This is a genomic window from Elioraea sp., from assembly GCF_022842375.1.
In the GTDB taxonomy this organism is placed as follows: domain Bacteria; phylum Pseudomonadota; class Alphaproteobacteria; order Acetobacterales; family Acetobacteraceae; genus Elioraea_A.
Genome location: NZ_JALHPR010000007.1, coordinates 137870 through 162185, shown reverse-complemented (window position 1 = coordinate 162185; position 24316 = coordinate 137870). Strand labels below are relative to the sequence as shown.

The window sequence follows — 24316 nt, the reverse complement described above, 5'->3', positions numbered from 1 at the left end:
TACGCCCGCGGCCAGCTCACGCCTGCTTCAGCAGATCGACATACTTCTCCATCAGCGATGCGCTGCGGAGATACGCCTCGTTCGAGGCCTCGGCCCCGTACCAGGTGGTGGCAAGCTGCTGCGCCTTCAGCGCGGCGACGCACTCGGGGTCCTTCGTCGCGCGCTCGATCGCCTGGAACATGATCTGGTAGCGATCAGGCGCGCGGTCGCGGAAGCGGCGGGAGACGACGAAGCCGCGCTGCGATCCGTCGACATACTCGGGCGCGAAGCCGGAGGCCTTCGCATGATCGGTGCTGAGCGGCGCCTCCGGGAAATCCTCGTTCTTCTCATTGGAGAAGACGAGCAGCGGGCGGATGCGGTCCTTCACCGGCAGGAAGCCTTCGCCGCCGACCAGGCCGATATCGACATGCCCGCCCATCGTGGCGGTGCGCGCTGGGCCGCCGCCGTCATAGGTGACGACACGCATGCGCGAGCGGTCGATGCCGTGGCCCTGCATGAGCAGCGCGAGGTTCACGAGGTCGGCCGAGGCCGGCTGGATGCCGACGCTGACGGAACGTGGATCGCGCTTCAACTGGGTGATGACGTCGCCGATCGAGGTGAAGGGCTTCGACGTCGCGCACGCCACCAGCGTCGCGTCGCGCGACGGCAGGTTGATCATCCAGAAATCCTCGACCTTGTACTGCGCGTTGCGCGTCAGCACCGAGAGCGGGATGAACGGGCCGGCCGAGTGCACCATCACCATGTAGCCGTCATCGGGCTGCTGGAGATAGAACATGTTGCCGAGCATCGTTCCGCCGCCGGGCCGGTTTTGCACCACTACCGGCTGGCCGAAATGCTTCTGCACGAACGGCGCAATGGCGCGCGCGTAACGGTCGTTGTAGCCGCCGGTGGCGAAGGGAACGAGGATGGTCAACGGCCGCTCGGGGTAGGTCGCGGCGCGCAGCGGCAGAGGTGCGGCAAGCGCGGTGCCGGCCGCAGCGGCGATCACCGAGCGGCGCGAGATGGACGTGCAGCGAACGGTCATGGCGAGTTCCTCCCTGGGTCCCTTCGTCGCCGTCCCAGATCGCGGGCCCGGGCGGCGGGATTGCCGTTTCGATTGGCACCATCTCTAGGCCGCGCAAGTGTCTACCGTCAACGGTGGCGGCAAGCCGCTGTTTTCACTGTGCTTTCTTCACTTTCGCGGAAGAAATGGACGGGGACGGTGCAGAGTGTCAACCGTTGACACCTTCCCCCCGAGGGCGGAGCCTTGCGCCTCAACCCACGACGAACGGGTCCATGACCGCCCCTGCCCCCCAGCCAGCGAGCAGCCCCCGCACCACCGCAGCGCGTGCCGTTCTCGCCGCCTTGGCACTTGGCGTGGCGGGCGGGTTCGCTGCGTGGTGGCTGCGCGTTCCACTCGCCTGGATGATCGGGCCGATGGTCGCGACCGCTGCCGCCAGCGTCGCCGGCGCCAATCTCGCCCAGGTACCGGCGGGGCGACAACTGGGGCAGGCCGTTGTCGGGCTCGCGATCGGGCTGCGCATGACACCCCCGGTGCTGGCGGGAACCGTGTCGCTCGCGCCGGCGATCGCGATCGCCACGATCGGCGTGATCGTGGTGACGACGCTCGCTGCCTTCATCCTCCGCCCGCTCGCGCGCGTCGATGCGCGCACCGCGTTCTTCGCCACCGCCGCCGCCGGAATGGCGGACATGGCGCAGGTCGCTCGCCGCCACGGCGCCGACGCCGATGCTGTCGCGACCGTGCATGCGATCCGCGTCTTCGTCGTCGTGCTGGTGGTGCCGGTTCTCGTGATCGCCTTCGGCAGCGGTGGCGCGGTGGAGGATGCGCCCGCGACCGGCGCGCACCCCGCCGCGTGGGCGCTGCTCATGCCCGGTGCGGTGCTCGCTGCCTACGCGCTCGTCCCGCTCGGGTTTCCCAATCCGTGGCTTGTCGGGCCGATGTTCGGCGCGGCTGGCTTCGCCGCCCTCGCTCCCTTTCCGGCCGCTGTGCCGTGGTCAGCCCTCGTCATCGCGCAGCTGGCCATCGGCATCGCGCTCGGCGTGCGGTTCCGCCGCGACAGCCTGGCACGCCTGCCGCGCGTGGCGTGCGGCGGCCTCGTCACCGCGCTCCTGCTTGTCACGGCGGCAGCGTGCGGCGGTGCCGTGCTCGCGGCAGCAACGGGGCTGCCCTTCGCCACCGGTTTCCTCGCCGTTGCACCTGCCGGCATCACCGAGATGGTGCTGACCGCCAAGATCATGCGCCTCGACGCGACGGCGGTGACGGCGTTCCAGATCGTGCGCATCGCGGTGATCGCGGCGACAATCCTTCCCGTGTTCAGGCTCTATCGTTCGGTCGCAAGGAGGCTCCATGGATCTCAGGTATGACGGCAGGCGTGTTCTCGTGGTGGGCGCCTCCGCCGGCATCGGGCGTGCCACCGCGCACATGCTCGCCGCGGAAGGCGCGCATGTCGCGATGGCCTCGCGCAACGCCCATGACATCGCCGATGCCGCGGCCGCGATCGGCGCGGCGGCGGGCCGCACGCCGGTGGCGTTCGCATCCGACATCACCTTCGCCGGCGAGGCCGACAGGCTGGTCGCGCAGGCAACGGAGGCGCTTGGCGGCCTCGATGCGGTGATCGATTGCGTTGGTGGATCGATCCGCTCCGCGTTCGAGAAGCTGTCCGACGAGGATTGGCTCGGCAACTACACGTTCAACGTTCTCTCGGCCGTCAGGCTCGTGCGCGCGGCACTGCCGGCGCTGCGGCAGGGCAACGACCCGGCGATCATCATCCTCGGCGCGGCTTCCGCGCGGCAGCCGCACACGCACCAGGTGGTGTCGAACGTGCACAAGGCGGGCTTGCTCGGGCTGATCAAGACGTTGGCGGGCGAACTCGCCCCGGAGGGCATCCGCATCAACTCCGTCGCCCCCGGCCGCACGCTCACGAGGCTTTGGACCGACCGGGCCGACAGGATGGCGGCCGAGCGTGGCGTGACGCGCGAGGCGATCGTCGCCGAGTTCACGCACGAGATCCCGCTCGGCCGTTTCGCCGAGCCCGACGAGGTGGCGGCGATGGTGGTGTGGCTCGCAAGCCCGCTGGCTGGCTACGTCACCGGCCAGACGGTGAATGTCGATGGCGGCATCGCGAAGGGCCTTCTGTAGCGCTCATTCCTTATAGGGAATGGGTTCGCCGCCCGAGAACAACCGCCAGAATGGGTCGTAGACGAGATCGGGCCTGTGCTCGGCCGGATAGTGCCCTGTTGGCACCGCCCAGCCGCGCAGGTCGGGCGCCCAGGGGCGCCAGGCATCGAGCACCTGGAAATGCCGCCCGCAATGGCTGTTCGAGCCCCAGAGGACGAGCACCGGGCAGGCGATCGTGCGCTTGCCGAAATCGGCGCTGTCCATCGCGAAGTCGACGCTGACGGTCGCGCGATAATCCTCGCACACGGCGTGGATCTGCTCGGGCGTGGTGCAGCGGACGTATTCCGCCATCGCCTCGGCCGAGAAGATCTCGAGCCCGACGCCCTTCTTGTTCAGCTTGTAGGAGATGTAATAGGCGAGGTCGGCCGTCAGCAGCTTCTCGGGGAACGGCGCCTTCTGCGCCATGAAGAACCAGTGATACGCCTCGAGCCCCCAGCCGAGGGTGACGTTCGACAGCACGTGGTGCGTCGGCACGATGTCGAGTGCGGCGAGTTGCGTCACCTTCTCCGGGTGGTCGAGCGCCATGCGGAAGCCGACGCGCGCGCCACGGTCATGCCCCGCGATGCCGAAGCGCGTGAAGCCGAGGCGTTCCATGACCGCAACGTTATCGTTGCCCATGGTGCGGAACGCGTAGCCGCTGTGATCCGCCCCGCCATCGGGCTTGTCGCTGTCGCCGTACCCGCGGAGGTCAGGGGCCACCACGGTGAAGCCCTGCGCGAGCGAGGGGGCCACCTTGTGCCAGGACACGTGCGTCAGCGGGTTGCCGTGCAGCAGCAGGAGAGGCGGGCCGGAGCCGCCGATCGCGACATTGATGCCGACACCGCCGACCTCGATCCGCTCGCGCCGGAATCCGGGAAGCAGTTCCTTGCCCCAGGGCAGGAGGGGCGGCGGCGTCAGCGGAATTGCGTGATGATCTGGCATGCGTGTTTCCTCCGTTTGGCCGGACGGTCGTCGGGCGCGGGGAAACTGTCAACAGTCAACGGCGCTCAGGTGCCCGCTGTCGAGCCCACGACATCGAGGAAACGCCGCCTGCCGCCGACGATATGCTCCTCGCCCACCTTGCGCGCCGTCTCGGCATCGCCGCGGCGGATCGCGTCGAGGATGGCGGCGTGCTCGGCGTTGCTCTCGCCCATGTTGCGCGGGCTGAACAGGCTGCGCCGCCGGCAGAGATGGCTTTCCTTTACCAGCGCGTCGTACATCGCCTTCGCACGCATGTTGCCGGCGAACTGCATCAGCTTGTCATGGAAGGCGAGGTTGATGGCGTAGTAGAGCGCCTGGTCGCCGGCCGAGGCCGCACGCTCCATCTGTGTCACGAGGCCGGCGAGCTCGCCGCGCTGATCGGCCGTGGACGCAGCGGCGAGGCGGGCGCAGGCGAAGCCGGTGATCAGCCCGCGCATCTCGTAGATCTCGAGCGCCTGCTCGACCGAGACCTCGCGCACGTAGACGCCGCGATTGACGCGCGCCTCGACCAGCCCCGCGCGCTCGAGACCGCGCAGCGCCTCGCGCACCGGCCCGCGGCTGACCCGCAGGCGCTGTGCCACGTGCTGTTCGTTGATGCGCTCGCCCGGTTTCACGTCGCCGGCCAGGATCAGCCGTTCGAGCTCGCGCTGCACCAGCGTGGTGAGCGACTGGGTGCGGACGATGTCGATCGGGCCCTGATGGGTCGATCCGGGCGCGGTGGCTGGAGCTTCGAGCATGCCGGGGGTGTGCCATTGCTGGAGCGCGAAGGCAAACTGTTAACAGTTTACATCAGCCTGCGCCGATGCTAAGCCGCACAGTCACGATTTGGCATCGCACAAGCAACGAGGCACGTCCAGCATGCCCCTCCCGCCAGCCTCATCCACGCTCTCCGGCATCCGCGTTCTCGATCTCACGCGCGTGCGCTCGGGCCCCACCTGCGTTCGCCAGTTGGCCGACTGGGGGGCGGACGTGATCAAGGTCGAGATGCCGGAGGGGCTCGAGGCCAGCGAGCCGCTCGGCGGGCCGCGGCACGGGCCAGACTTCCAGAACCTGCACCGCAACAAGCGGGCGATGACACTGAACCTGAAGGCCCCGGAAGGGCTTGCGATCTTCCGCAAGCTGGTCGCCACCGCCGATGTCGTGGTCGAGAATTTCCGCCCCGACGTGAAGGGGCGGCTCGGCATCGACTACGAAGCGCTGAAGGCGGTGAACCCCCGCATCATCCTCGCCTCCATCTCCGGCTTCGGCCAGGACGGCCCGTACGCGGAACGGCCCGGCTTCGATCAGATCGCGCAAGGCATGGGCGGGTTGATGAGCATCACCGGCCTGCCTGGCCAGGGTCCCGTGCGCGTCGGCATTCCGATTGCCGATCTCTGCGCCGGCATCTTCTGCTCGCAGGGCATCATGCTGGCGCTGCTCGAGCGGCAGAAATCGGGCATGGGCCAGTGGGTGCAGACGTCGCTGCTGCAGGCGCAGATCTTCATGCTCGACTTCCAGGCCGCGCGCTGGCTGGTCGACCATGAGGTGCCGAAGCAGGCCGGCAACAACCACCCGACCTCGATCCCGACCGGCGTGTACCCGACATCCGATGGGCACATGAACGTCGCCGTTGCCGGCGGCAAGATCTGGGAACGCTTCGCCAAGGCCGTCGGCCGCGAGGACTGGATCACCAATCCCCTCTACGCGAAGGGGGCTGACCGGTCGAAGAACCGCGACGCGCTGAACGCCGAGATCGCCGAGCTGCTGCGCACGAAGCCCGCTGCGCATTGGGTGGCGGTGCTGAACGAGGCCGGTGTGCCGACGGGGCCCATCAACAGCATCGACGAGGTGTTCGCCGACCCGCAGGTGAAGCACCTGAAGGTTGCGGCAACGGTCGAGAGCCCCGTGCGTGGCACGATCGAACTCGTGTCGCAACCGATCGTCCTCTCGCGCACCCCCTCCTCGCTGGCAGCGCCGCCGCCGGAAGTCGGCGAGCACACCGACGAGGTCCTCGCCGATGCCGGCTACTCGGCCGACGAGATTGCCGGCTTCCGCTCACGCCAGATCATCTGAGGACCACGACCATGCCAGACGGGTTGATGCTCAAGACCGACAAGATGCTCGCCTCCAAGCAGGGCGGCATCGGCACGATGACCTTCAACAACCCGGAGCGGCGCAACGCCGTCTCGATGGAGATGTGGGAGGCGGCGGAAGCGATCCTCACCGATTTCCGCGATGACCCGGACGTGCGCGTCGTCATCATCACCGGGGCAGGTGGCAAGGCATTCGTGTCGGGCGCAGACATCTCGAAGTTCGAGAGCGAGCGCTCGGGCCCAGATGCAGTCGCTGCCTACAACGCGCAGACCGAGCGCGTGTACGGCCTGCTGCACGGCTTCCCGAAGCCAACGATTGCCGAGATCCACGGCGCCTGCGTCGGCGGCGGCATGGCGCTCGCCATCTGCTGCGACCTTCGCCTCTCGGCCGATGACAGCCGCTTCGGCATCCCGGCCGCGAAGCTCGGCCTCGGCTATGGCTATGTCGGGATGAAGCGGCTGTCGGACGTCATCGGCCCCTCCTTCGCCAAGGAGATGCTGTTCACCGCGCGGCTGTTCTCGGCCGAGGAGGCGCGGCTGATGGGCCTCGTCAACCGCGTGATGCCGGATGCGGAACTCGGGCCCTACGTCGCCGACTATGCCGCGACCATCACGGGCAACGCGCCGCTGACAGTCGCGACCGCGAAGTTCGTGCTGAACGAGGCGATGAAGGACGAGAGCCAGCGCGATCGCGCGAAGGGCGATGCGATGGTCGCCGCCTGCTTCAGCTCGGAGGACTACATCGAGGGCCGGAAGGCCTTCCTCGAGAAGCGCAAGCCCGACTTCAAGGGGCGCTGACGCGCCGCCTGCCACGACGAGACGAACGCCGGGACAAACCCGGCTGGATGGGAGGATCCGATGCTCACGCGCCGCCACGCTCTTGCCGCAGCGACCTTGCCGCTCGCGGCCCCCGCACTCCGCGCCCAGGCACGCTACCCTGTGCCGACGGTCACGCTCGTCACGCACTCATCGCCTGGCGGGGGAAGCGACATCTTCCTGCGCGAGCTCATCAAGCATCTCCAGCCGGTGATGGGCACGAACTTCGCCGTAGAGAACGTGCGCGGCGGCAGCGGTGCGACGGCGGTGGCCCGCGTCGCGCGGGCGCAGCCGAATGGCGGCATGTTCTACGCGACGACGCCGACCTACATCCAGACGACGCTGCTCTCGCGGCCCGAGTTCGGCTACGACAGCCTCGATCCCCTGTCGGTCGTGTTCCTCGACCCGGAGGTCGTCTACACCCGCGTGCAGTCGCCCTTCACGACGCTGGCGAAAGCGATGGCGGCGGCCAAGGCGAACCCGGGCCGGCAGAAATGGGGGGCGGCGAACCCGGCCTCTCTCGAGCGGATCGCGCTCGAGCGGCTGAACCGGATCACCGGCGCGCGTGCAGCCGTAGTGCCGCACGAGGGCGGCGGCGACTTGATGATCAACGTGCTGAACGGCACGCTCGATATCGGCATCGGCGAAGTGCAGGAGATCCGCGCCCAGCTCGATGCCGGGCGCGTCCGCCTGCTCGGCGTGCTGACCGAGACGCGCCTGCCAGACTTCCCCGACCTTGGCACCGCGCGCGAGCAGGGCATCGACCTGGTGGTGACGAAGTTCCGCGGCCTTGCCGGACCGAAGGGCATGCCGGACGAGATCGCCGCGCAGTGGAGCACGGCCCTCGCGACCGTTCTCGACAGCCCTGCCTACAAGGCCGTGTTCTCGAAGGAGAGCCTGGTGGCGACGCCGCAGCTGCTGCCCCGCCCGGCAGCGCGCAGCTTCACCACGGAGTTCGCGGCTGACATCGCCACGTCGCTGCGCGAGCTCGGTGTCGCACGCTGATGGCCCGCCCGCGATGAGCGGCCCCCGATGAGCCGTGCCGTGGATGCCGCACTCGGCGCCGGCGCGCTGGCGCTTGCCGGGGCCTATGGCGCGATGGCGACAGCGATCCCCGTCAGCATGCTGTCCGATGCGGTCGGCCCCGGTGGCGTGCCACTCGTCGTTGCCGGGCTGCTGGCGTTCGGCGGTGCCGGGGTGCTGATCAAGACAGCGCTGGTCGGCGGCGGCACGGCGGGCAAGCAGCCCGATCACCAGCGTGCCGCCGGGCTGTTCGTCATTCTGGTCGCCTACGTCGTAGCGGTGCCGCTGCTCGGCTATCCGCTCGCGGTCGGCATCCTCGCCGCTGCGGTTGCGTTCTTCGCCGGCGGGCGCGGTATCGGCATCGTTGCGTTCGCGGCGGCACTTGCTGGGCTCTTCTGGTTCGGCTTTGTCAAGCTGCTCGGCATTCCATTTCCCTCCGGCCTGTTGTTCGGCGGCTGAGGCGTGGCAGCACTGTTCTCGGGTGACGGCTTGGTCACCATACTGTTCGCCTTCGCCGGCTGCCTGTGGGGCATCTTCGGCGGCGCGCTGCCGGGCATCTCGCCCTCGATCGCGATGGCGCTGCTGCTGCCCTTCACCTATGGGATGGACCCCATCCCCGCCATCGTGCTGCTCGCCTCCGTCTATGTCGGGGCGGAGTATGGCGGCTCCATCCCGGCCATCCTGATCCGCACGCCCGGCACCAATGCCTCGGCCGCGACGACGATCGACGGCTACGAGATGGCGCGGCAGGGCAAGGGCGGCGAGGCGCTCGGCATCTCGCTCATCTCCGGCCTCGTCGGCGGCCTGTTTGGCCTCGTCGTCCTCGTGCTCGCGACCGAGCCGCTGGCGCGCGTGGCACTGGCCTTCACGCCGGCAGCGTATTTCGCGCTCGCCGTGCTCGGCCTCTCTGTGATCGCGTCGCTCTCGGGCGGATCGCTGCTCAAGGGCGTGATCGGCGCGGGGCTGGGGCTCATGGTCGCGACCGTCGGCACCGACCCTGTCTCGGGCGTGCCGCGCTTCACCTTCGACAGCCCGGAGCTGCTTGGCGGGATCAGGCCGATCCTTGTTATGGTCGGCCTCTTCGCGGTGGCCGAGATGCTGGTGCAGATCGGCGAGCCGCCCTGGGCGAAGGCCGAGGCGCGCGACACGCGGCTGAAGCTGCCGGGCTTCGGCATGATGCGGCGGCTGTTCCGCGCCCAGGCGATCGGGTGCGGCATCGGCACGTTCGAGGGTGTCACGCCAGGAGCAGGCGGCACAGTCGCTGCCTTCATGGCCTACAACGAGGCCCGCCGCTGGTCAGCCGACCCGGACGCGTTCGGCAAGGGCTCACCCGAAGGCGTCGCCGCACCCGAGAGCGCCAACAACGTGGTGACGGCCACCGCGCTGGTGCCGCTGCTTTCGCTCGGCATCCCGGGGTCCAACTCGGCCGCGATCCTGCTCGGCGGCTTCATGGTGCATGGGCTGACGCCGGGGCCGCTCCTGTTCGAGCGCGCACCGGAGGTCGTGTGGGGCCTCTACGGCGGCCTGCTCGCCGCGAACATCGCGATGGTGCTGCTCGGCATGGTGATCCTGACGCCGGCGCTCTGGCTCGTGAACCGGCCGAAGCCGTACCTGATCGCCGCGATCCTCTGCCTCATCGTCTCCGGCGTGTTCGCGATCGAGCAGAGCGTGTTTGATGTCGGCCTCGTGCTCGGCATCGGCGTGGTGGGCTACCTGCTCAGGCTCGCGGGCGTTCCCGTTCTGCCGATCGTGCTCGGCGTCGTTCTCGGCTTCATGCTGGAGAGCAACTATCGCCGCAGCCTGATGCTCAGCGCCGGCGACCATGCGGTGTTCATCGAGGACCCCGTGGCGCTCGTGCTGCTGCTGCTTGCCGTCGCACTCACCGCCTACTCGTTCTGGTCGGAGTTCAAGAGGAAGACATGACGATCGCCCAACGTCTTGCCGCCGCAGCGCTTGCGGCCACGCCGACGGCTGCGATGCGCGAAATGGCCGAGCGCCTGGTGCTCGATGCCGCTGGCCTCTGCGTCGGCGCGCGGAACGAGGTGTACGTGCAGGCGATGCTCGACACGGCCGAGGGCGAGGGATCGTCCACCGCCATCGGCCATGCGCGGGCGATGACGGCGGCGGACGCGGCGCTGATCAACGGCACGGCGGCGCATGGCGAGGATTACGACGACACGTTCGAGGGCGGGCCGGTGCATGCGGGTGCCGTCGTCGTGCCGGCCGTGCTTTCGGCAGCGGAACGGTTCGGGCTGTCGGGCCAGGCGGCACTCGCCGGCATCGCGGCGGGGTCGGAGGCCACCTGCCGGCTATCCACCGTGGTGCCCAAGGCCGTGCACAAATCCGGCTTCCACCCGACCTCGGTGTTCGGAACGGTCGGTGCGGCGCTTGGCGTCGGCGTCGCGCTGAAGCTGCCGGAGGAGCAGCTCGTCCACGCACTCGGCATCGCCGGCAGCTTCGCCTCCGGCATCATCGAGTACCTGGCCGATGGCTCCTGGACCAAGCGCGCGCATCCGGGCTGGGCCGCGCAGGCGGGCGTGCGGGCGGCGTTGCTGGCGCGCAGCGGGTTCATCGGGCCGCTCACCGTGTTCGAGGGCAAGCACGGGCTCTTCAACGGCTTCGCGCATACGACCGAGGGCGACTGGGCCGCCCTGCTCGACGGCTTCGGCGAACGCTGGATCGCCGAGACGATCGCGTTCAAGCCCTATGCCTGCGGCACGATGATCCACCCCTACATCGATTGCGCGCGCAGGCTCGCCGCACGCGGCATCGCGCCCGAGCGGATCATGTCGGTCACGTGCGAAACGGCCGAGGGCATCCTGCACCGCCTGTGGGAGCCGCTGGGCTTCAAGCAGGCCGTGCCGAACGCCTATGCGGCGAAGTTCTCGGTTCCCTTCGGCATCGCCGCCGGGTTCCTGCTCGACGGTGCCTATCTCGATGCCTTCACCGAGGCGCGCGTGGCCGACCCCCGGATGCGGGCGCTCGCGGCCAAGGTGTCCTACGTCGTCGACCCGGCCAACCCCTACCCCAAGGCCTTCACCGGGCACGTGAAGCTGACGCTCGACGACGGCACGACGGTGGAGGAACGCCAGCCGCATTTCCGTGGCGGCGCCTCCGAGCCCCTGCCGCGGTCCGAGCTCGAGGCCAAGTGCATCGCCAATTGCCGCCATGGCGGGTGGAGCGACGCGCGGGCCGAGGGCCTGCTCCGCTTCGCCGCCAGCGTGTTCGACGCAGCCCGTGTCGATGCCGCATCGTTGCGTGCCTGAGAGGAAAACGCCGATGGACCGTGAGCTCGAGGGCCGCGTCGCGCTCGTCACCGGCGCTGGCCGGAATATCGGGGCGGCGATCGCGCGTGACCTTGCAGCGGCCGGTGCCGCGATCGTCGTCAACGCCCGCAGCAACGCGGCCGAGGCAGACGCCGTCGCTGCCGCCATCCGTGCGGCGGGTGGGCGGGCGGCGACCGCGCTCGGCGACGTGGCCGACCCTGCCGCCGCCGCCGCCATGGTGCGCGTGGCGACCGAGACCTTCGGGCGGCTCGACATCCTCGTGAACAACGCCGCCATCCGGCGCGAGATCCCGTTCGCCGAGATGGATTTCGCCGCCTGGCGCGACGTTCTCGGCGTGTGCCTCGATGGCGCCTTCCACGTCACGAAGGCCGCCCTCGATGCACTCCGCGCATCGGGCCACGGGGCGATCATCAACATCGGCGGCCTCACTGGCCACACGGGCGCGCCGCATCGCGCGCATGTCGTCACCGCCAAGGCGGGGCTTGCGGGCTTCACCCGCGCGCTCGCGCATGACCTCGCCGGTGACGGCATCACCGTGAACCTCGTCGCCCCCGGCATGATCGACACCGCCCGCGGGCCCGGCGGGTCAGCCACGCCGCATGCGCCGGGCCACCGTGCGGGGCGCAGGACGCTGGTTGGCCGCGAGGGCACGTCGGAGGAGGTGGCATCCGCCGTGCGCTTCCTCGCCGGACCCGCGGCGCGCTATGTCACGGGCCAGTCGATCCACGTGAACGGCGGGGCCTATCTCGGCGGCTGAGCGCGGCGATGCTCGAAGCATGGCAATGGGTGGCGGCACTCGGCCTGGCCCTTGCCGCCGGAACGCTCTCTGGCATCTCTGGCTTCGGCGCGGGGCTGATGCTGTCGGCCTACCTGCTGCCCGTGCTCGGCGCGCGCATCGCCGTTCCGGTGCTCGCCGTCGCGATGGTGCCGACGAATTTCGGGCGCATCTGGGCCTTCCGCCAGGGGCTTGATCTCCGCCGCGCCGTGCCGGTGCTGGCGGGCGTCCTGCCCGGCTCCCTGGTCGGGGCCACGGCCTTCGCCGCGCTCTCTGGGCCGATGGCTGATCTCGTCGTCGGCGCCTTCCTCATCATCACCGTTCCGCTCCGCCGTGCGCTCCAGGGCCGCGCAGTGATGGGCCATCCGCTGATGCTGGTCGGCGGCGGCGCCGTCACGGGCGTGCTCTCGGGCATGACGACGGGGGCTGGCGTGCTGCTCGTGCCGCTGCTGCTGGGAGCCGGCCTCGCTGGCCCTGCGCTGCTTGCGACCGATGCGTTCGTCTCCGGCTCGATGCATGTCGTGCGCTGCATCGGCTATGGCGCGACGGGGCTGCTTGGGCCTGACCTGATCGTTCTCGGCCTCGCCCTCGGCGTCGCGACGATCCCTGGCAGCAGGCTTGCGGCCGTCATCGTCGCGAAGCTGCCGCCGTGGCGGCATGTGCAGATCCTCGAGGCGCTGGTGATCCTCGTCGGCCTGGTGACGGCGGGCTTCGCCGTCCGCGACCTGCTGGGCTGAGCCGGCGGGGGCCTCCGCGCGTCAGATCCGCCGCGCCGCCGAGACGGCCGCTTTCGAACCCGCACCGACAAGCCCAGCCCAGAAGCGGAGCAGCGCACCAGGCGGGGCGTCGCCAAGGTCGCGCGCCTCGTCGCGGTGATGCACCTCCTCGAGCCGGCAATGCTCGAGCAGGGCGCGGATGTCGGGGTGGATGGCTTCCGCGTCCAGCCGGTCGATCTGATCCTGGTAGTGGTGGTCGACGAAGGTCTCGACGGCATCGATGGTCGCGTAGACCGCGCGGGGGCCGAACAGCGAGGGGATCGCGCCCGTCAGCCAGCCGGCGACGCGCCAGATCGGCAGCAGGCGGCTCCTCTGTGCCGGCGGCAGCAGCGCCTCCAGCAGGTCAAGATGGCCCTGCTCGGTCGCCTTGTGGCGCTCGCTGAAGTGCCGCACGCCCGCATCGCGGCTGACGGCGAGGATGCCGCGATAGATCATCACCGCCCCCGTCTCGCCGGCATGGTCGGAGCGGAGCTCGCCGATCAGCCAGGCAGGCAGCGCATCCGGCCGCGTGGTGACGCGCGGGGGGCTGGGGAGGGCGTCGGTGGCTGCGTTCATCGTGGTGTCCATGATTGCCCTGACAGATGTGGCGTCGCATCCCCGGGAGGCAACCTCCTTGGCGGCGCGGGCCGCGTCCCCATTTCCACCCCATGGACGCTGCCCAGCCACGCCCCGCCGTGTTCTATGACGGCGCCTGCCCCATCTGCCGCCGCGAGATCGCGCATTACCGCGGTGGCGAAGGCGGCGAGGCGATCGAGTGGGTGGATGTCAGCGCCTGCGGGGCGGAGGCGTTGGCCCCAGGGTTGACGCGCGAGGCAGCGCTTGCGCGCATGCATGTGCGCGATGCGGATGGGCGCGTGGTTTCCGGCGCGCGGGCCTTCGCTGCCCTCTGGCTCGCCCTGCCGCGCTGGCGCTGGCTCGGCCGGATCGTCGGCAGCGCGCCCGTCGCGCCGGTCGCCGAGCTCGGCTATCGCGCATTCCTGGTCGTTCGCCGCCTCTGGCGGTGAGGCGTCAGGCGCGCCGGAACAGCACCGAGAGGTTGTTCGCCGGCATCGGCACGACCTCGGGCGCGGCAAAGCCTGCCGCGCGCGCGGCCTCCGCCAGCGTGTCGAGGTCGCGCACCCCCCAGGCCGGGTCACGCGCACGCAGGCTCGCGTCGAACGCGGCGTTGCTCTCGGCGGTATGCGCGCCGGCCACGGTGAAGGGGCCGTAGAGGTAGAGCAGCCCACCCGGCGCGAGCACCGAGGCAGCGCCCCGCATGAGCCCGACCGTCGCCTGCCAAGGCGCGATGTGGATCATGTTGATGCAGAGCACGGCATCGGCCGACGCGATCGGCCATGGCCAGGCGGTGGCATCAAGCGCGAGCGCAGGCAGAACGTTCCGGCAACGCATCTCCCGCGCCCAGGCGTCGATGCTCGCACGTGCTTCCCCGTCGGCCTCGCTCGGCTGGAACAGGAGGTCGTCGCCCATCGCCGTGGCGAGGTGAACGATGTGTTCGCCAGAGCCGCTGGCAACCTCCAGCACAGTGCCGCGTTGTGGCAGGTGCGCGCGCAGCACCGCGAGGATCGGGTCACGGTTGCGCGCGGCGGAGGGGGAGAAGCGCCGTGGGTCGTCGGGGCGGGGATCTTCAGGTTCAGGACCGCTCAGCATCGGTTCGCGATGCACCGGCCTCACGCGCTGGTCAAGCCTTGCCCGGCGCGGATGCGTTGACCGCCGGGCGCCGCCCTGGGGTAGTCTGCCGCCCAGACAAGGAGAGGCGCATTGCCGAGGAAGGGTTCACCATTGCCGGGCACGCTCCGCCCGGCGACATCCGTTGCAGCCACGGCGGACGACCCGCTCTGGTACAAGGATGCCGTTCTCTACCAGGTTCACGTCAAGTCATTCTACGATAGCAACGAGGACGGGATCGGTGACTTCGCCGGCCTGATCGCGCGGCTCGACTATATTGCCAGCCTCGGCATCACCGCGATCTGGCTGCTGCCCTTCTATCCGTCCCCGCGGCGCGATGACGGCTACGACATCGCCGACTATGTCGCCGTCCACCCCGACTACGGCACGCTGCGCGACGTGCGCCGCTTCATCGATGCAGCGCACGCGCGCGGACTCCGCGTCATCACCGAGCTCGTCATCAACCACACCTCTGACCAGCACCCCTGGTTCCAGCGCGCCCGCCTCGCGCCGAAGGGCTCGTGGCAGCGCGATTTCTACGTGTGGCGCGACGACGACAAGGGCTTCTCCGACACGCGCATCATCTTCATCGACACCGAGACGTCGAACTGGGCGTGGGATGACGTCGCGAAGGCGTATTACTGGCACCGCTTCTACAGCCACCAGCCGGACCTCAACTTCGACAATCCCCGCGTGCTGCGCGCGGTGATGGATGCGCTACATTTCTGGATGAAGGCGGGCGTCGACGGGCTTCGCCTCGATGCCGTTCCCTACCTGGTCGAGCGCGAGGGAACGAACAACGAGAACCTGCCAGAGACGCATGACGTCATCCGCCGCATCAGGGCTGAGCTCGACGCGCACTACCCGGGCCGCATGCTGCTTGCCGAGGCGAACCAGTGGCCGGAGGACACGCAGCTCTATTTCGGCCAGGGCGACGAATGCCACATGGCGTTCCACTTCCCGCTGATGCCGCGCATGTACATGGCGCTTGCGCAGGAGGACCGGTACCCCATCACCGACATCCTGCGCCAGACGCCGCCCATCCCGGAGCCGTGCCAGTGGGCCATCTTCCTCCGCAACCACGACGAGCTGACGCTCGAGATGGTGACGGATTCCGAACGCGACGTGCTGTGGCGCACCTATGCGGCCGATCCGCGCGCGCGCCTCAACCTCGGCATCCGCCGCCGCCTCGCCCCGCTGCTCGACCATGACCGGCGCCGGATCGAACTGCTCAACGCCCTGCTGCTGTCGATGCCGGGGACGCCCGTGATCTACTACGGCGACGAGATCGGCATGGGCGACAACATCTTCCTCGGTGACCGGGACGGCGTGCGCACGCCGATGCAGTGGTCGCCAGACCGGCAGGGCGGGTTCAGCCGCGCCGACCCCGCGCGCCTCGTGCTGCCGCCGATCATGGACGCGGTGTACGGCTACCAGGCCGTGAATGTCGAGGCGCAGTCACGCGATCCGCACTCGCTGCTGAACTGGACGCGACGGATGCTGTCGGTGCGTCAGGATCGGGCGGCCACGTTCGGCCGCGGCACCTACCGCCCGCTCTATCCGGCGAACCGGACGATCCTTGCCTATCTTCGGCAGCATGTGGGCGATACGGTACTCTGCGTGGCAAACCTTTCGCGCAGCGCCCAGGCGGTGGAACTCGACCTTGCGGATTTCCAGGGCCGCGTTCCCGTCGAGATGCTCGGCCGCAGCGCATTCCCGCCGATCGGAGCGCTGCCCTACCTGCTGACGCTGCCGCCCTACGGCTTCTTCTGGTTCGTGCTCGATGAGGCGCAGGCGCCCCCCGCCTGGCACAAGGTGTCGCCGGCGATGCTGCCGGAACTCGTCACCTTCGTGTTGCGCGAGGGCCTTCGCCCTGCCTTCGCGCAGGAGGCGCGTGCGCTGTTCGAGGAACAGGTGCTGCCGTCGTACCTGCCGCTCCGCCCCTGGTTCGGCCCGGTGTCGGCGAAGCCGCGCGCGGTGCGTGTCGTCGCGGCTCCCGCGTTGCGCACCGCCGATGGCGATGTCGTGCTCGTCGAACTCGCCGGCGAGCGTGCGGGCGAGCAGTATTTCCTGCCGCTCGCCCTCGTGTTCGACGGCGACGAGCGCGCCAACGCACTCGCCGCGCAACTGGCGCTCGCCCGCGCCCGCCGTGGCCGGCGCGTGGGCCTCGTCACCGATGGCTTCGCGATCGACGCATTCGCCCATTCGATGGTCGCTGCCCTTGCCGAGGGTCGCGTGATCGTCGACGAGGCGGGCGAGGTGCGCTTCCGCCCAGCACCTGGCCTCGCTGCCGCTCTTCCCGGCGAGGGTGCCGCGGTGCACCGCGTTGGGCTTGCGCTGACGCAGTCCTCGCTGCTTGTGGGCGAAACAATCGTGCTCAAGCTCGTTCGGCGCAGCCGCCCCGGCTCGCACCCGGAGATCGCGATGATCCGCCATCTTACCGAGAAGGGCTTTGCCGCAACGCCCACCTTCCTCGGCGATGTCGTCCGCGTCGGCGGCGACGGGTCGGAGCGCGTGCTCGCCTTCGCGCAGGGCTTCGTGCGTAACCAGGGCAACGGCCGTGACTGGACGCTGGCGCAGCTGCGCCGCGTGTTCGACGACGCGCTGGTCGCCGATCCGCCACAGCCCGCGACGGTGCTGCTGGCGAGCCACGGCGCGCCGAGCCTCACGTTCATGGGCGCGCTCGGCCGGCACCTCGGCGAGATGCATGCGGTGCTCGCTGCACCCGACGATGATCCCGCCTTCGCTCCCGCCCCCGTCACCGACGACGCCTCGACCGCCTGGGCCGTCGAGGCAGCGACCATTCTCGCGGCGACGCTCGACCGGCTCGGCGCCAATCTCGGTGCACTCGGCGAGGCCGATGCCGCCATGGCGCGCGCCGTGCTCGCCGCGCGCGGCCCCCTGCTTGCGCGGCTTCGGCGCCCGCTGCCGGGGCGGAAGGCGGGCCTCAGCATCAGGGTGCACGGTGCGCTCGACATGACGCGCACACTGGTCGTCGCGGGCGATGCGGCGCTGGTCGGGTTCGGCAGCACGCATCCTGCGCAGCACGGGCTGCGCGCGGCGTTGACCTCGCCTGCGCGCGATCTCGCCACCCTCGCCTGCAGCCTTGATGCGCTGGTCGCCGCCGCACTGTCCGACCTGCCGCCACCGCGCGCTGGCGTGGAGGATCCGCGCCCCGCGCTCGCCGCTGCCTGGCGGGAGGCAGCCCGCACCGCGATCAGCGAGGGCTATCGCGCGGGAACCGCCGGCACCGCGCTGCTGCCCGCGGCGGCGGCGGACGAGGCGAAGCTGCTGCTGCTGTTCACCACGGCGGAGGCGGCCGCGCAATTGTCCGCCGCACTCGATGGCGGCGACCGGATCGCTGCATCGGCGGCGCTGGCCACGCTCGCGCGCCTCGTGCTGCGGGAGACCGCGTCATGAGCGGGGCGGCAGCGCTGGAGGCGCTCGTCGCCGGAACGCATGGCGATCCGTTCTCGCTGCTCGGCCCTCACCTGACGGACGCGGGCTGGGTGCTGCGCGCACTGCTGCCGGGTGCGCGCGGCGTCGCGGCGCATGCGCCCGATGGCGCGCTGATCGCCGTCCTCGAGCGCGCCCATCCCGATGGGCTGTTCGTGGGTGAAATGCCCGGCCGCCTGCCGTATCGCCTTCGGATTGACTGGGCCAGCGGAGAGCAGGAGACGGCCGACCCATACGCGTTTCCGCCACTTCTCGGCGGGATGGACATCTACCTCATCGCCGAGGGGCGGCATCGCAGGCTTGCGGAAGCGCTCGGCGCGCACGCGATGACGATCGATGGTGTCAGCGGTGTTCGCTTTGCCGTGTGGGCGCCGAATGCGCGGCGCGTCTCCGTTGTCGGCGATCACAATGGCTGGGACGGGCGGCGGCATCCGATGCGGCTGCGCATCGAGGCGGGCGTATGGGAGCTCTTCGTCCCGGGCCTCGGGCCAGGCGCACGCTACAAGTACGAACTGATCGGCTTCGATGGCACGCTCCTGCCGCTGAAGGCCGACCCATGCGCGGGCCAGGCCGAACATCCCCCGGCGACGGCCTCCGTCGTTCCCGCGCCCTTGCCGCCGCATCCGCGCATCGGCGGTCCCGCGCTCAGTGCCGATGCGCCGGTGAGCATCTACGAGGTTCATCTTGGTTCGTGGATGCGTGGCGAGGGCGGGCGTGCGCTCACCTGGGACGAGCTCGCCGAGCGCCTGGTGCCCTATGCCCGCGACCTCGGCTTCACCCATCTCGAGCTGCTGCCGATCACCGAGTTCCCGTTCGATGGAAGCTGGGGCTACCAGCCGATCGGCATGTTCGCGCCGACCTCGCGATTTGGCCCGCCGGAAGGGTTCCGCCGCTTCGTCGATCGTGCGCACGAGGCAGGCATCGGCGTCATCCTTGACTGGGTGCCGGCGCATTTCCCGACGGATGCGCATGGCCTCGCGCAGTTCGACGGGACCCATCTCTACGAGCATGCCGATCCGCGCGAGGGGTTCCACCAGGACTGGAGCACGCTGATCTACAATCTTGGCCGGCACGAGGTGCGGGGATTCCTGATCGCCTCGGCACTCACCTGGCTGCGCGATTTCGGGTGTGACGGTCTGCGTGTCGATGCCGTCGCGTCGTTGCTGTATCGGGACTATTCACGCAAGCACGGCGAGTGGGTCCCAAACATCCATGGGGGGCGCGAGAACCTCGAGGCAATCGGCTTCCTGCGCGAGCTGAACGAGGCGGTGACCGAGCATGCGCCGTGGGCGAGCGTGATCGCCGAGGAGAGCACCGCCTGGCCTGGCGTCACCGCGCCGGTCGCGCAGGGCGGGCTCGGCTTCAGATTCAAGTGGAACATGGGCTGGATGAACGACACGCTCGACTACGTGTCGCACGATCCGGTGCACCGGCCCTGGCACCACGACAAGCTGACCTTCGGCCTGCTGTACGGGTTCAGCGAGCGTTTCATCCTGCCGCTCTCGCATGACGAGGTGGTGCACGGCAAGCGCAGCCTGCTCGGCCGCATGCCCGGTGACGCGTGGCAGCGCTTCGCGACGCTGCGGGCCTATTTCGGCTTCATGTGGGGACATCCGGGCAAGAAGCTGTTGTTCATGGGCGGTGAACTGGCCCAGCCGGATGAGTGGAACCACGAGGCGTCACTGCCCTGGCATCTGCGCGACCATCCTGCCCATGCCGGCGTCTCTGCGTGGGTGCGTGACCTCAACGGCCTGCTCGCCGCCACGCCGTCGCTTTATCGCAACGACGCCTCACCGGCGGGGTTCTCCTGGTCGGTCGTCGATGACCGCGAGCATTCCACCTACGCGTTCTGTCGCTACGGCGATCCGGGCGATGCACCCGCGCTGGTCATCAGCAACTTCACGCCCGTGCCGCGGCCAGGCTATCGCGTCGGCGTGCCGCGGCCAGGCCTCTGGGCCGAGCGGCTGAACAGCGACTCGGCCCTCTATGGCGGCAGCAACATGGGCAATGGCGGCGGGGTGCCGGCAGAGGACGTTCCCGTGCATGGCCACGCGCAGTCCCTCGTGCTCACGCTGCCGCCGCTCGCCACCCTGATCCTCGTGCATGCGCCGTGACGACGCTGCCTGACAGGCTCGATCCAGGCGCGCCCTGGCCGCTGGGTGCGACGTGGGACGGGATGGGCGTGAACGTCGCAGTGTTCTCGGAGCATGCGACACGCGTCGTCCTCTGCCTGTTCGACGCCGACGGCAGGCGCGAGGCGGCGCGTCTCGATCTGCCCGAGTGCACCGATGGTGTCTGGCATGGCTATCTCGCCGGGGCGATGCCCGGCCTCCTCTACGGGTTCCGTGTGCACGGCCCCTATGATCCCCGCGCGGGCCATCGCTTCAATCCGCACAAGCTGCTGCTCGACCCCTATGCGCGCGCGCTCGCGGGAACGCTGCGTCATGGCGATGCGCTCTACGGCCACCGCCTCGCCGCGGGGGGCGACCACGCACAGGACAGGCGCGACAGCGCGGCGCTGATGCCGAAGGCGGTCGTCACCGCATTTCCCGAACCCGATGCCGAACCTCGCCGGCCGAACACGCCCTGGCGCGACACGGTGATCTACGAGGCGCATCTGCGCGGCCTCACCATCGCCAACCCTGACATCCCCGCCGCACGACGCGGCACTTTCGCGGCACTCGGGCACCCGGCCGTGATCGCGCACCTGCACCGTATCGGCATCACCGCGATCGAGCTGCTGCCGATCCACGCCTTCGTCGACGAACCGTTCCTGATGCGAAAGGGACTGGTGAACTACTGGGGCTACAACAGCCTCGCCTTCTTTGCACCGCACCAGCGCTATCTGGCCACCGGCGCGGTGGAGGAGGTGCGGCAGGCGGTACGCGCACTGCACGAGGCCGGCATCGAGGTGATTCTCGACGTCGTCTACAACCACACGGCCGAGGGCAGCGAGGAAGGCCCGACGCTCTCGTTCCGCGGCATCGACAATGCGAGCTACTACCGCCTTCACGCGGAGGACCGTCGCCGCAGCATCAACGACACCGGCACGGGCAACACGCTGAACGTCTCGCATCCCCGCGTCATCCAGCTGGTCATGGACAGCCTGCGCCACTGGGTGAGCGTGTACGGCATCGATGGATTCCGTTTCGATCTGTCCACTGTGCTCGGCAGGGAGGCGCATGGGTTCGACCAGGGGGCAGGGTTCTTCGATGCGCTGCGGCAGGACCCGGTGCTTGCGCGGACGAAACTGATCGCCGAGCCGTGGGACATCGGGCCCGGCGGCTACCAGCTCGGCAACCATCCGCCAGGCTTTGCCGAGTGGAACGACCTCTTCCGCGATACGGTCCGCCGCTTCTGGCGCGGTGACGAGGGTATGCGCCCGGCGATGGCAGCGCGGCTCGCCGGGTCTGCCGGCCTGTTCGACAAGGCGGGGCGGCGGGCCTGGGCGAGCGTGAACTACATCGCGAGCCATGACGGGTTCACGCTGCGCGACATCGTCACCTACGCCCACCGCCACAACGCCGCCAACGGCGAGGATGGACGCGACGGGCATTCCGAGAACCACAGCGCCAACTGGGGCGCTGAGGGCGAGAGTGATGATGCTGCAATCGTCATGACCCGTTCCGCGGTCGCACGTGCTATGCTGGCCACGGTGTTCGTGGCGCACGGAACGCCGATGCTCGCGATGGGTGACGAGGCCTGGCGCACCCAGGGCGGCAACAACAATGCCTACTGCCAGGACAACGCCACGAGCTGGCTTGCCTGGCCTGAGAGCAGCGGCGAGGCCGCGGCGATGACACGCTTCGCAGCCAGGCTGGCGGCACTCCGGAAAAGCTACCCGGTTCTGAGAACGGATCGTTTCCTGCACGGTACGCCGGTGGCACCCGGGCTGCCGGACATAGCCTGGTTCGAGGCTGACGGAACCGCCCTCGCCCCGTCACGCTGGCATGATCACGGGGCGCGGGCATTCGCGATGCAGCTGGCCGGCCCAGCCAACCGGGGCGGGGCCGACCAAGGAGGAATCGAGATCGTGCGCGTGCTCATGAACCCAGGGTCGGAGCCCGCGACGTTTCGCCATCCCTCCGCCTTCCGCGCCGTGCTCGACAGCGCCGCTCCCGACTGCGAGGCAGCAGCGCCGGCTGACAGCACCGACGTCGCCCCGCACGCCCTCGTCGTCGCGGTGCGCCGGCAGGCTTTGCCGTGAGCGGCGGCGACAACGCGCTGCTCGCCCTCGCCGCGCGCCACGGCATCGATACGACATGGCACGATTACCGTGGCGAGCACAGGCATGTCGGGCTCGATGTGGTCCGCGCGCTGCTCCGCGCCGTCGGCGTCGACGCCACCTCGCCGGAGGATGCGTTGCGTGCGGCCGAGGCACGACGCGGCGTACTGCCGGCGCTGTTGACCGGCACAGCCGGCGGCCCCCTCATCGTCCCGCTCGGCATGGGCGAGGCGGCACTGCGTGTCGCATGGCAGCTCACGGACGCCTTCGGCACCACGCATCACGGCGTTGCGGAGCCGTATCGGACCGAGGATGGCGGGCGGGCGCTAGCTCTCACATTGCCCGGCGCGATCGGCCATGCGCGGCTTGCCTTCGCCGGGCATGACACGGCGGTTCTCATCGCGCCGCCATCCTGCCATCGCGGGGCGCTTCGCCACGGCAGGCTCTGGGGCCTCGGCGCGCAACTCTACGGGCTGCGCGGCGCTGCCGATGGCGGGCTCGGGCATCTCGGGCTGCTGCCGCCGCTGGTGCGCGAGGCCGCGGCGGCTGGTGCCGATGCGCTTGCTGTCAGCCCCCTGCATGCGCTGTTCGCCGCCGATCCTGGTGCCTACAGCCCGTATTCGCCGTCGCATCGCAGCATGCTGAACGGCTGGATGGCCGATGCCGGAGGGCTGTCGGATGTCGCTACGGAGGAGGAGCTTGCCGCAACGCTCAGCATTCGCACGCTGCACGACGAGGAGAAGCTGATCGACTACGCGACAGCGATTTCCACGCGGCTCCGCATGCTGCGGGCGTTGTTCGGTCGGTTCCGCGCAGAGCATGCCGACACGGCGCTCGCGGTCGCCTTCGCGCAGTTCCGCGCAGCAGGTGGTGCGACGCTTGAGAACCATGCGGTGTTCGAGGTGCTGCACGCGCATCATTTCGGGCGGGATGCATCGGCATGGGACTGGCGTGGCTGGGCAGCGCCCTACCGGACGCCATCGTCGCCCGAGGTCGCGCGCTTCGCGGCCGAGCGGGCGGAGGACGTGTCGTTCCACGTGTTCCTGCAATGGCTCGCGGCCCGGCAGTGCGATGCGGCGCAGGCCGCCGCGCGCGAGGCGGGCATGGCGATCGGGTTGATCGCAGATCTCGCCGTCGGCAACTCATCGGGCGGCTCGCGGGCATGGTCGGGCACCGCGGCACTGCTGCCTGGCGTGTCGATCGGCGCGCCACCTGACCTGCTCAACACCGTCGGGCAGGATTGGGGTCTCACCACCTTCGCGCCCGGCCCGCTCGCCGCCGCGGGCTTTGCGCCGTTCATCGAGGATCTGCGCGCGGCGATGGCCCATGGCGGGGGCATCAGGCTCGACCACGTGATGGGTCTCTCGCGCATCTGGTGCATCCCCGAAGGTGCTGCGCCGCACGAAGGCGCCTATCTGCGCTTCCCGGTGACCGACATGCTCCGCGTCGTTGCTGCTGAATCGCACGCCGCGCAGGCCATCGTGATCGGCGAGGATCTCGGCACGGTCCCGGACGGGTATGGCGAGACGCTCGCCGCGCACGGGCTCTACGGCATCCGCGTCATGTTCTTCGAGCGCGAGGGCGGCGGCTTCGCACCCCCCGCACGCTACGATGCGCACGCCACCGCCACGAGCACCACGCATGACCTGCCGACTGTCGCCGGCTGGTGGGAGGGGGCCGACATTCCGCTGCGGGCGGGCCTTGGCCTCCTGGCCCCTGGCGAAAGCGCTGATGACGCGACCGAGCTTCGCGCGGCGGAGCGCGGGGCGCTGTGGGATGCTCTCGTCGCGCATGGCGGGGCGCAGGGCGAGGCGCCTGTGCGCGCGGCGCACCAGCTCGGCACGGCGGTCGCACGGTTCCTTGGCGCGACGCCATCACCGCTCGTGCTGTTGCCGCTCGAGGACGTGACGATGACGCCAGACCAGCCGAACCTCCCCGGTACGGTCACGCAACATCCGAACTGGCGTCGCCGCTTGCCGCGCCCTGCCGAGCGGATGCTGGGCGAGGAGCCTGCGGTCTCGATCCTCGGCGCGCTTGATGCCGCGCGGCGCACGCGCCGCTAGGGCAGTTCACCGTGATCCAC

Annotated in this window: 20 protein-coding genes; 15 read left to right on the top strand and 5 right to left on the bottom strand. The window is 69.8% G+C overall.

The window, feature by feature from the left end:
- Positions 1 to 16: 16 nt before the first annotated feature.
- Positions 17 to 1024: a tripartite tricarboxylate transporter substrate binding protein gene (locus tag Q0C38_RS09030; protein WP_291296749.1), complete on the bottom strand. Its 1008-nt coding sequence runs from the start codon at positions 1022 to 1024 to the stop codon at positions 17 to 19.
- Positions 1025 to 1275: 251 nt separating this feature from the next.
- Between Q0C38_RS09030 and Q0C38_RS09025 the strand changes: the two genes are divergently transcribed.
- Positions 1276 to 2364, top strand: a complete 1089-nt coding sequence (locus Q0C38_RS09025) for an AbrB family transcriptional regulator (protein WP_291296748.1) — start codon at positions 1276 to 1278, stop codon at positions 2362 to 2364.
- Positions 2348 to 3139 (top strand): SDR family oxidoreductase, encoded by a 792-nt coding sequence (locus Q0C38_RS09020; protein WP_291296747.1) that lies wholly within the window; start codon positions 2348 to 2350, stop codon positions 3137 to 3139. The genes Q0C38_RS09025 and Q0C38_RS09020 overlap by 17 nt, the downstream gene beginning before the upstream one ends.
- A 3-nt stretch (positions 3140 to 3142) precedes the next feature.
- Here Q0C38_RS09020 and Q0C38_RS09015 read toward each other — a convergent pair whose 3' ends face one another.
- Together Q0C38_RS09015 and Q0C38_RS09010 are read right to left on the bottom strand one after the other, a co-directional pair.
- Positions 3143 to 4099, bottom strand: a complete 957-nt coding sequence (locus Q0C38_RS09015) for an alpha/beta fold hydrolase (RefSeq protein ID WP_291296746.1) — start codon at positions 4097 to 4099, stop codon at positions 3143 to 3145.
- Between the two features lie 65 nt (positions 4100 to 4164).
- Positions 4165 to 4875, bottom strand: a complete 711-nt coding sequence (locus Q0C38_RS09010) for an FCD domain-containing protein (RefSeq protein WP_291296745.1) — start codon at positions 4873 to 4875, stop codon at positions 4165 to 4167.
- A 121-nt stretch (positions 4876 to 4996) separates the two neighbouring features.
- Here Q0C38_RS09010 and Q0C38_RS09005 point away from each other — a divergent pair, with 121 nt between their 5' ends.
- The 8 genes from Q0C38_RS09005 to Q0C38_RS08970 are packed head-to-tail and all read left to right on the top strand — an operon-like array spanning position 4997 to position 12848.
- Positions 4997 to 6190, top strand: coding sequence for a CaiB/BaiF CoA-transferase family protein (locus Q0C38_RS09005; protein ID WP_291296744.1), 1194 nt, complete (start codon positions 4997 to 4999; stop codon positions 6188 to 6190).
- 11 nt (positions 6191 to 6201) lie between these two features.
- On the top strand, positions 6202 to 7008 hold the full coding sequence (locus tag Q0C38_RS09000; protein WP_291296743.1) for an enoyl-CoA hydratase: 807 nt from the start codon (positions 6202 to 6204) through the stop codon (positions 7006 to 7008).
- A gap of 60 nt (positions 7009 to 7068) precedes the next feature.
- Complete coding sequence (locus Q0C38_RS08995; RefSeq protein ID WP_291296742.1) at positions 7069 to 8031, top strand: tripartite tricarboxylate transporter substrate binding protein; 963 nt, start codon at positions 7069 to 7071, stop codon at positions 8029 to 8031.
- 27 nt (positions 8032 to 8058) lie between these two features.
- The gene (locus Q0C38_RS08990; protein ID WP_291296741.1) at positions 8059 to 8508 is read left to right on the top strand and encodes a tripartite tricarboxylate transporter TctB family protein; all 450 of its coding nucleotides are present in this window, start codon (positions 8059 to 8061) and stop codon (positions 8506 to 8508) included.
- Positions 8509 to 8511: 3 nt separating this feature from the next.
- A complete protein-coding gene (locus Q0C38_RS08985) occupies positions 8512 to 9972 on the top strand; it encodes a tripartite tricarboxylate transporter permease (protein ID WP_291296740.1) in 1461 nt (486 codons plus the stop codon).
- Positions 9969 to 11315 carry an MmgE/PrpD family protein gene (locus Q0C38_RS08980; RefSeq protein WP_291296739.1) on the top strand — a complete coding sequence of 449 codons (1347 nt, stop codon included), beginning with the start codon at positions 9969 to 9971 and terminating at the stop codon, positions 11313 to 11315. Before Q0C38_RS08985 ends, Q0C38_RS08980 begins: the two co-directional genes overlap by 4 nt.
- 13 nt (positions 11316 to 11328) lie before the next feature.
- Positions 11329 to 12093, top strand: a complete 765-nt coding sequence (locus Q0C38_RS08975; protein ID WP_291296738.1) for an SDR family oxidoreductase — start codon at positions 11329 to 11331, stop codon at positions 12091 to 12093.
- An 8-nt stretch (positions 12094 to 12101) separates the two neighbouring features.
- On the top strand, positions 12102 to 12848 hold the full coding sequence (locus Q0C38_RS08970; RefSeq protein WP_291296737.1) for a sulfite exporter TauE/SafE family protein: 747 nt from the start codon (positions 12102 to 12104) through the stop codon (positions 12846 to 12848).
- Between the two features lie 21 nt (positions 12849 to 12869).
- On the opposite strand, the gene Q0C38_RS08965 is transcribed toward Q0C38_RS08970, so the two are convergent.
- Positions 12870 to 13442, bottom strand: coding sequence for a demethoxyubiquinone hydroxylase family protein (locus Q0C38_RS08965; protein ID WP_291296736.1), 573 nt, complete (start codon positions 13440 to 13442; stop codon positions 12870 to 12872).
- Positions 13443 to 13534: 92 nt separating this feature from the next.
- On the opposite strand from Q0C38_RS08965, the gene Q0C38_RS08960 reads away from it, so the two are divergent.
- Positions 13535 to 13891, top strand: coding sequence for a thiol-disulfide oxidoreductase DCC family protein (locus tag Q0C38_RS08960; protein ID WP_291296735.1), 357 nt, complete (start codon positions 13535 to 13537; stop codon positions 13889 to 13891).
- A gap of 4 nt (positions 13892 to 13895) precedes the next feature.
- Here the strand turns inward: Q0C38_RS08960 and Q0C38_RS08955 are convergent, their stop codons facing one another.
- Positions 13896 to 14534 carry a DUF938 domain-containing protein gene (locus Q0C38_RS08955; protein ID WP_291296734.1) on the bottom strand — a complete coding sequence of 213 codons (639 nt, stop codon included), beginning with the start codon at positions 14532 to 14534 and terminating at the stop codon, positions 13896 to 13898.
- A gap of 132 nt (positions 14535 to 14666) precedes the next feature.
- On the opposite strand from Q0C38_RS08955, the gene treS reads away from it, so the two are divergent.
- Genes treS through malQ form a run of 4 tightly spaced genes read left to right on the top strand, consistent with a single transcriptional unit; the run spans position 14667 to position 24296 of the window.
- Positions 14667 to 17972 (top strand): maltose alpha-D-glucosyltransferase, encoded by a 3306-nt coding sequence (gene treS / locus Q0C38_RS08950; RefSeq protein ID WP_291296733.1) that lies wholly within the window; start codon positions 14667 to 14669, stop codon positions 17970 to 17972.
- Complete coding sequence (glgB, locus tag Q0C38_RS08945; protein WP_291296732.1) at positions 17969 to 20122, top strand: 1,4-alpha-glucan branching protein GlgB; 2154 nt, start codon at positions 17969 to 17971, stop codon at positions 20120 to 20122. Before treS ends, glgB begins: the two co-directional genes overlap by 4 nt.
- Complete coding sequence (gene glgX / locus Q0C38_RS08940; RefSeq protein WP_291296731.1) at positions 20119 to 22215, top strand: glycogen debranching protein GlgX; 2097 nt, start codon at positions 20119 to 20121, stop codon at positions 22213 to 22215. Before glgB ends, glgX begins: the two co-directional genes overlap by 4 nt.
- Positions 22212 to 24296, top strand: a complete 2085-nt coding sequence (gene malQ / locus Q0C38_RS08935; RefSeq protein ID WP_291296730.1) for a 4-alpha-glucanotransferase — start codon at positions 22212 to 22214, stop codon at positions 24294 to 24296. The genes glgX and malQ overlap by 4 nt, the downstream gene beginning before the upstream one ends.
- Positions 24297 to 24316: the final 20 nt, after the last annotated feature.

Coding starts and splice junctions, on each gene's coding strand:
- Q0C38_RS09030 (WP_291296749.1), bottom strand. CDS start 1,024: ATGACCGTTCGCTGCACGTCCATCTCGCGCCGCTCGGTGATCGCCGCT.
- Q0C38_RS09025 (WP_291296748.1), top strand. CDS start 1,276: ATGACCGCCCCTGCCCCCCAGCCAGCGAGCAGCCCCCGCACCACCGCA.
- Q0C38_RS09020 (WP_291296747.1), top strand. CDS start 2,348: ATGGATCTCAGGTATGACGGCAGGCGTGTTCTCGTGGTGGGCGCCTCC.
- Q0C38_RS09015 (WP_291296746.1), bottom strand. CDS start 4,099: ATGCCAGATCATCACGCAATTCCGCTGACGCCGCCGCCCCTCCTGCCC.
- Q0C38_RS09010 (WP_291296745.1), bottom strand. CDS start 4,875: ATGCTCGAAGCTCCAGCCACCGCGCCCGGATCGACCCATCAGGGCCCG.
- Q0C38_RS09005 (WP_291296744.1), top strand. CDS start 4,997: ATGCCCCTCCCGCCAGCCTCATCCACGCTCTCCGGCATCCGCGTTCTC.
- Q0C38_RS09000 (WP_291296743.1), top strand. CDS start 6,202: ATGCCAGACGGGTTGATGCTCAAGACCGACAAGATGCTCGCCTCCAAG.
- Q0C38_RS08995 (WP_291296742.1), top strand. CDS start 7,069: ATGCTCACGCGCCGCCACGCTCTTGCCGCAGCGACCTTGCCGCTCGCG.
- Q0C38_RS08990 (WP_291296741.1), top strand. CDS start 8,059: ATGAGCCGTGCCGTGGATGCCGCACTCGGCGCCGGCGCGCTGGCGCTT.
- Q0C38_RS08980 (WP_291296739.1), top strand. CDS start 9,969: ATGACGATCGCCCAACGTCTTGCCGCCGCAGCGCTTGCGGCCACGCCG.
- Q0C38_RS08975 (WP_291296738.1), top strand. CDS start 11,329: ATGGACCGTGAGCTCGAGGGCCGCGTCGCGCTCGTCACCGGCGCTGGC.
- Q0C38_RS08970 (WP_291296737.1), top strand. CDS start 12,102: ATGCTCGAAGCATGGCAATGGGTGGCGGCACTCGGCCTGGCCCTTGCC.
- Q0C38_RS08965 (WP_291296736.1), bottom strand. CDS start 13,442: ATGAACGCAGCCACCGACGCCCTCCCCAGCCCCCCGCGCGTCACCACG.
- Q0C38_RS08960 (WP_291296735.1), top strand. CDS start 13,535: ATGGACGCTGCCCAGCCACGCCCCGCCGTGTTCTATGACGGCGCCTGC.
- Q0C38_RS08955 (WP_291296734.1), bottom strand. CDS start 14,534: ATGCTGAGCGGTCCTGAACCTGAAGATCCCCGCCCCGACGACCCACGG.
- glgB (WP_291296732.1), top strand. CDS start 17,969: ATGAGCGGGGCGGCAGCGCTGGAGGCGCTCGTCGCCGGAACGCATGGC.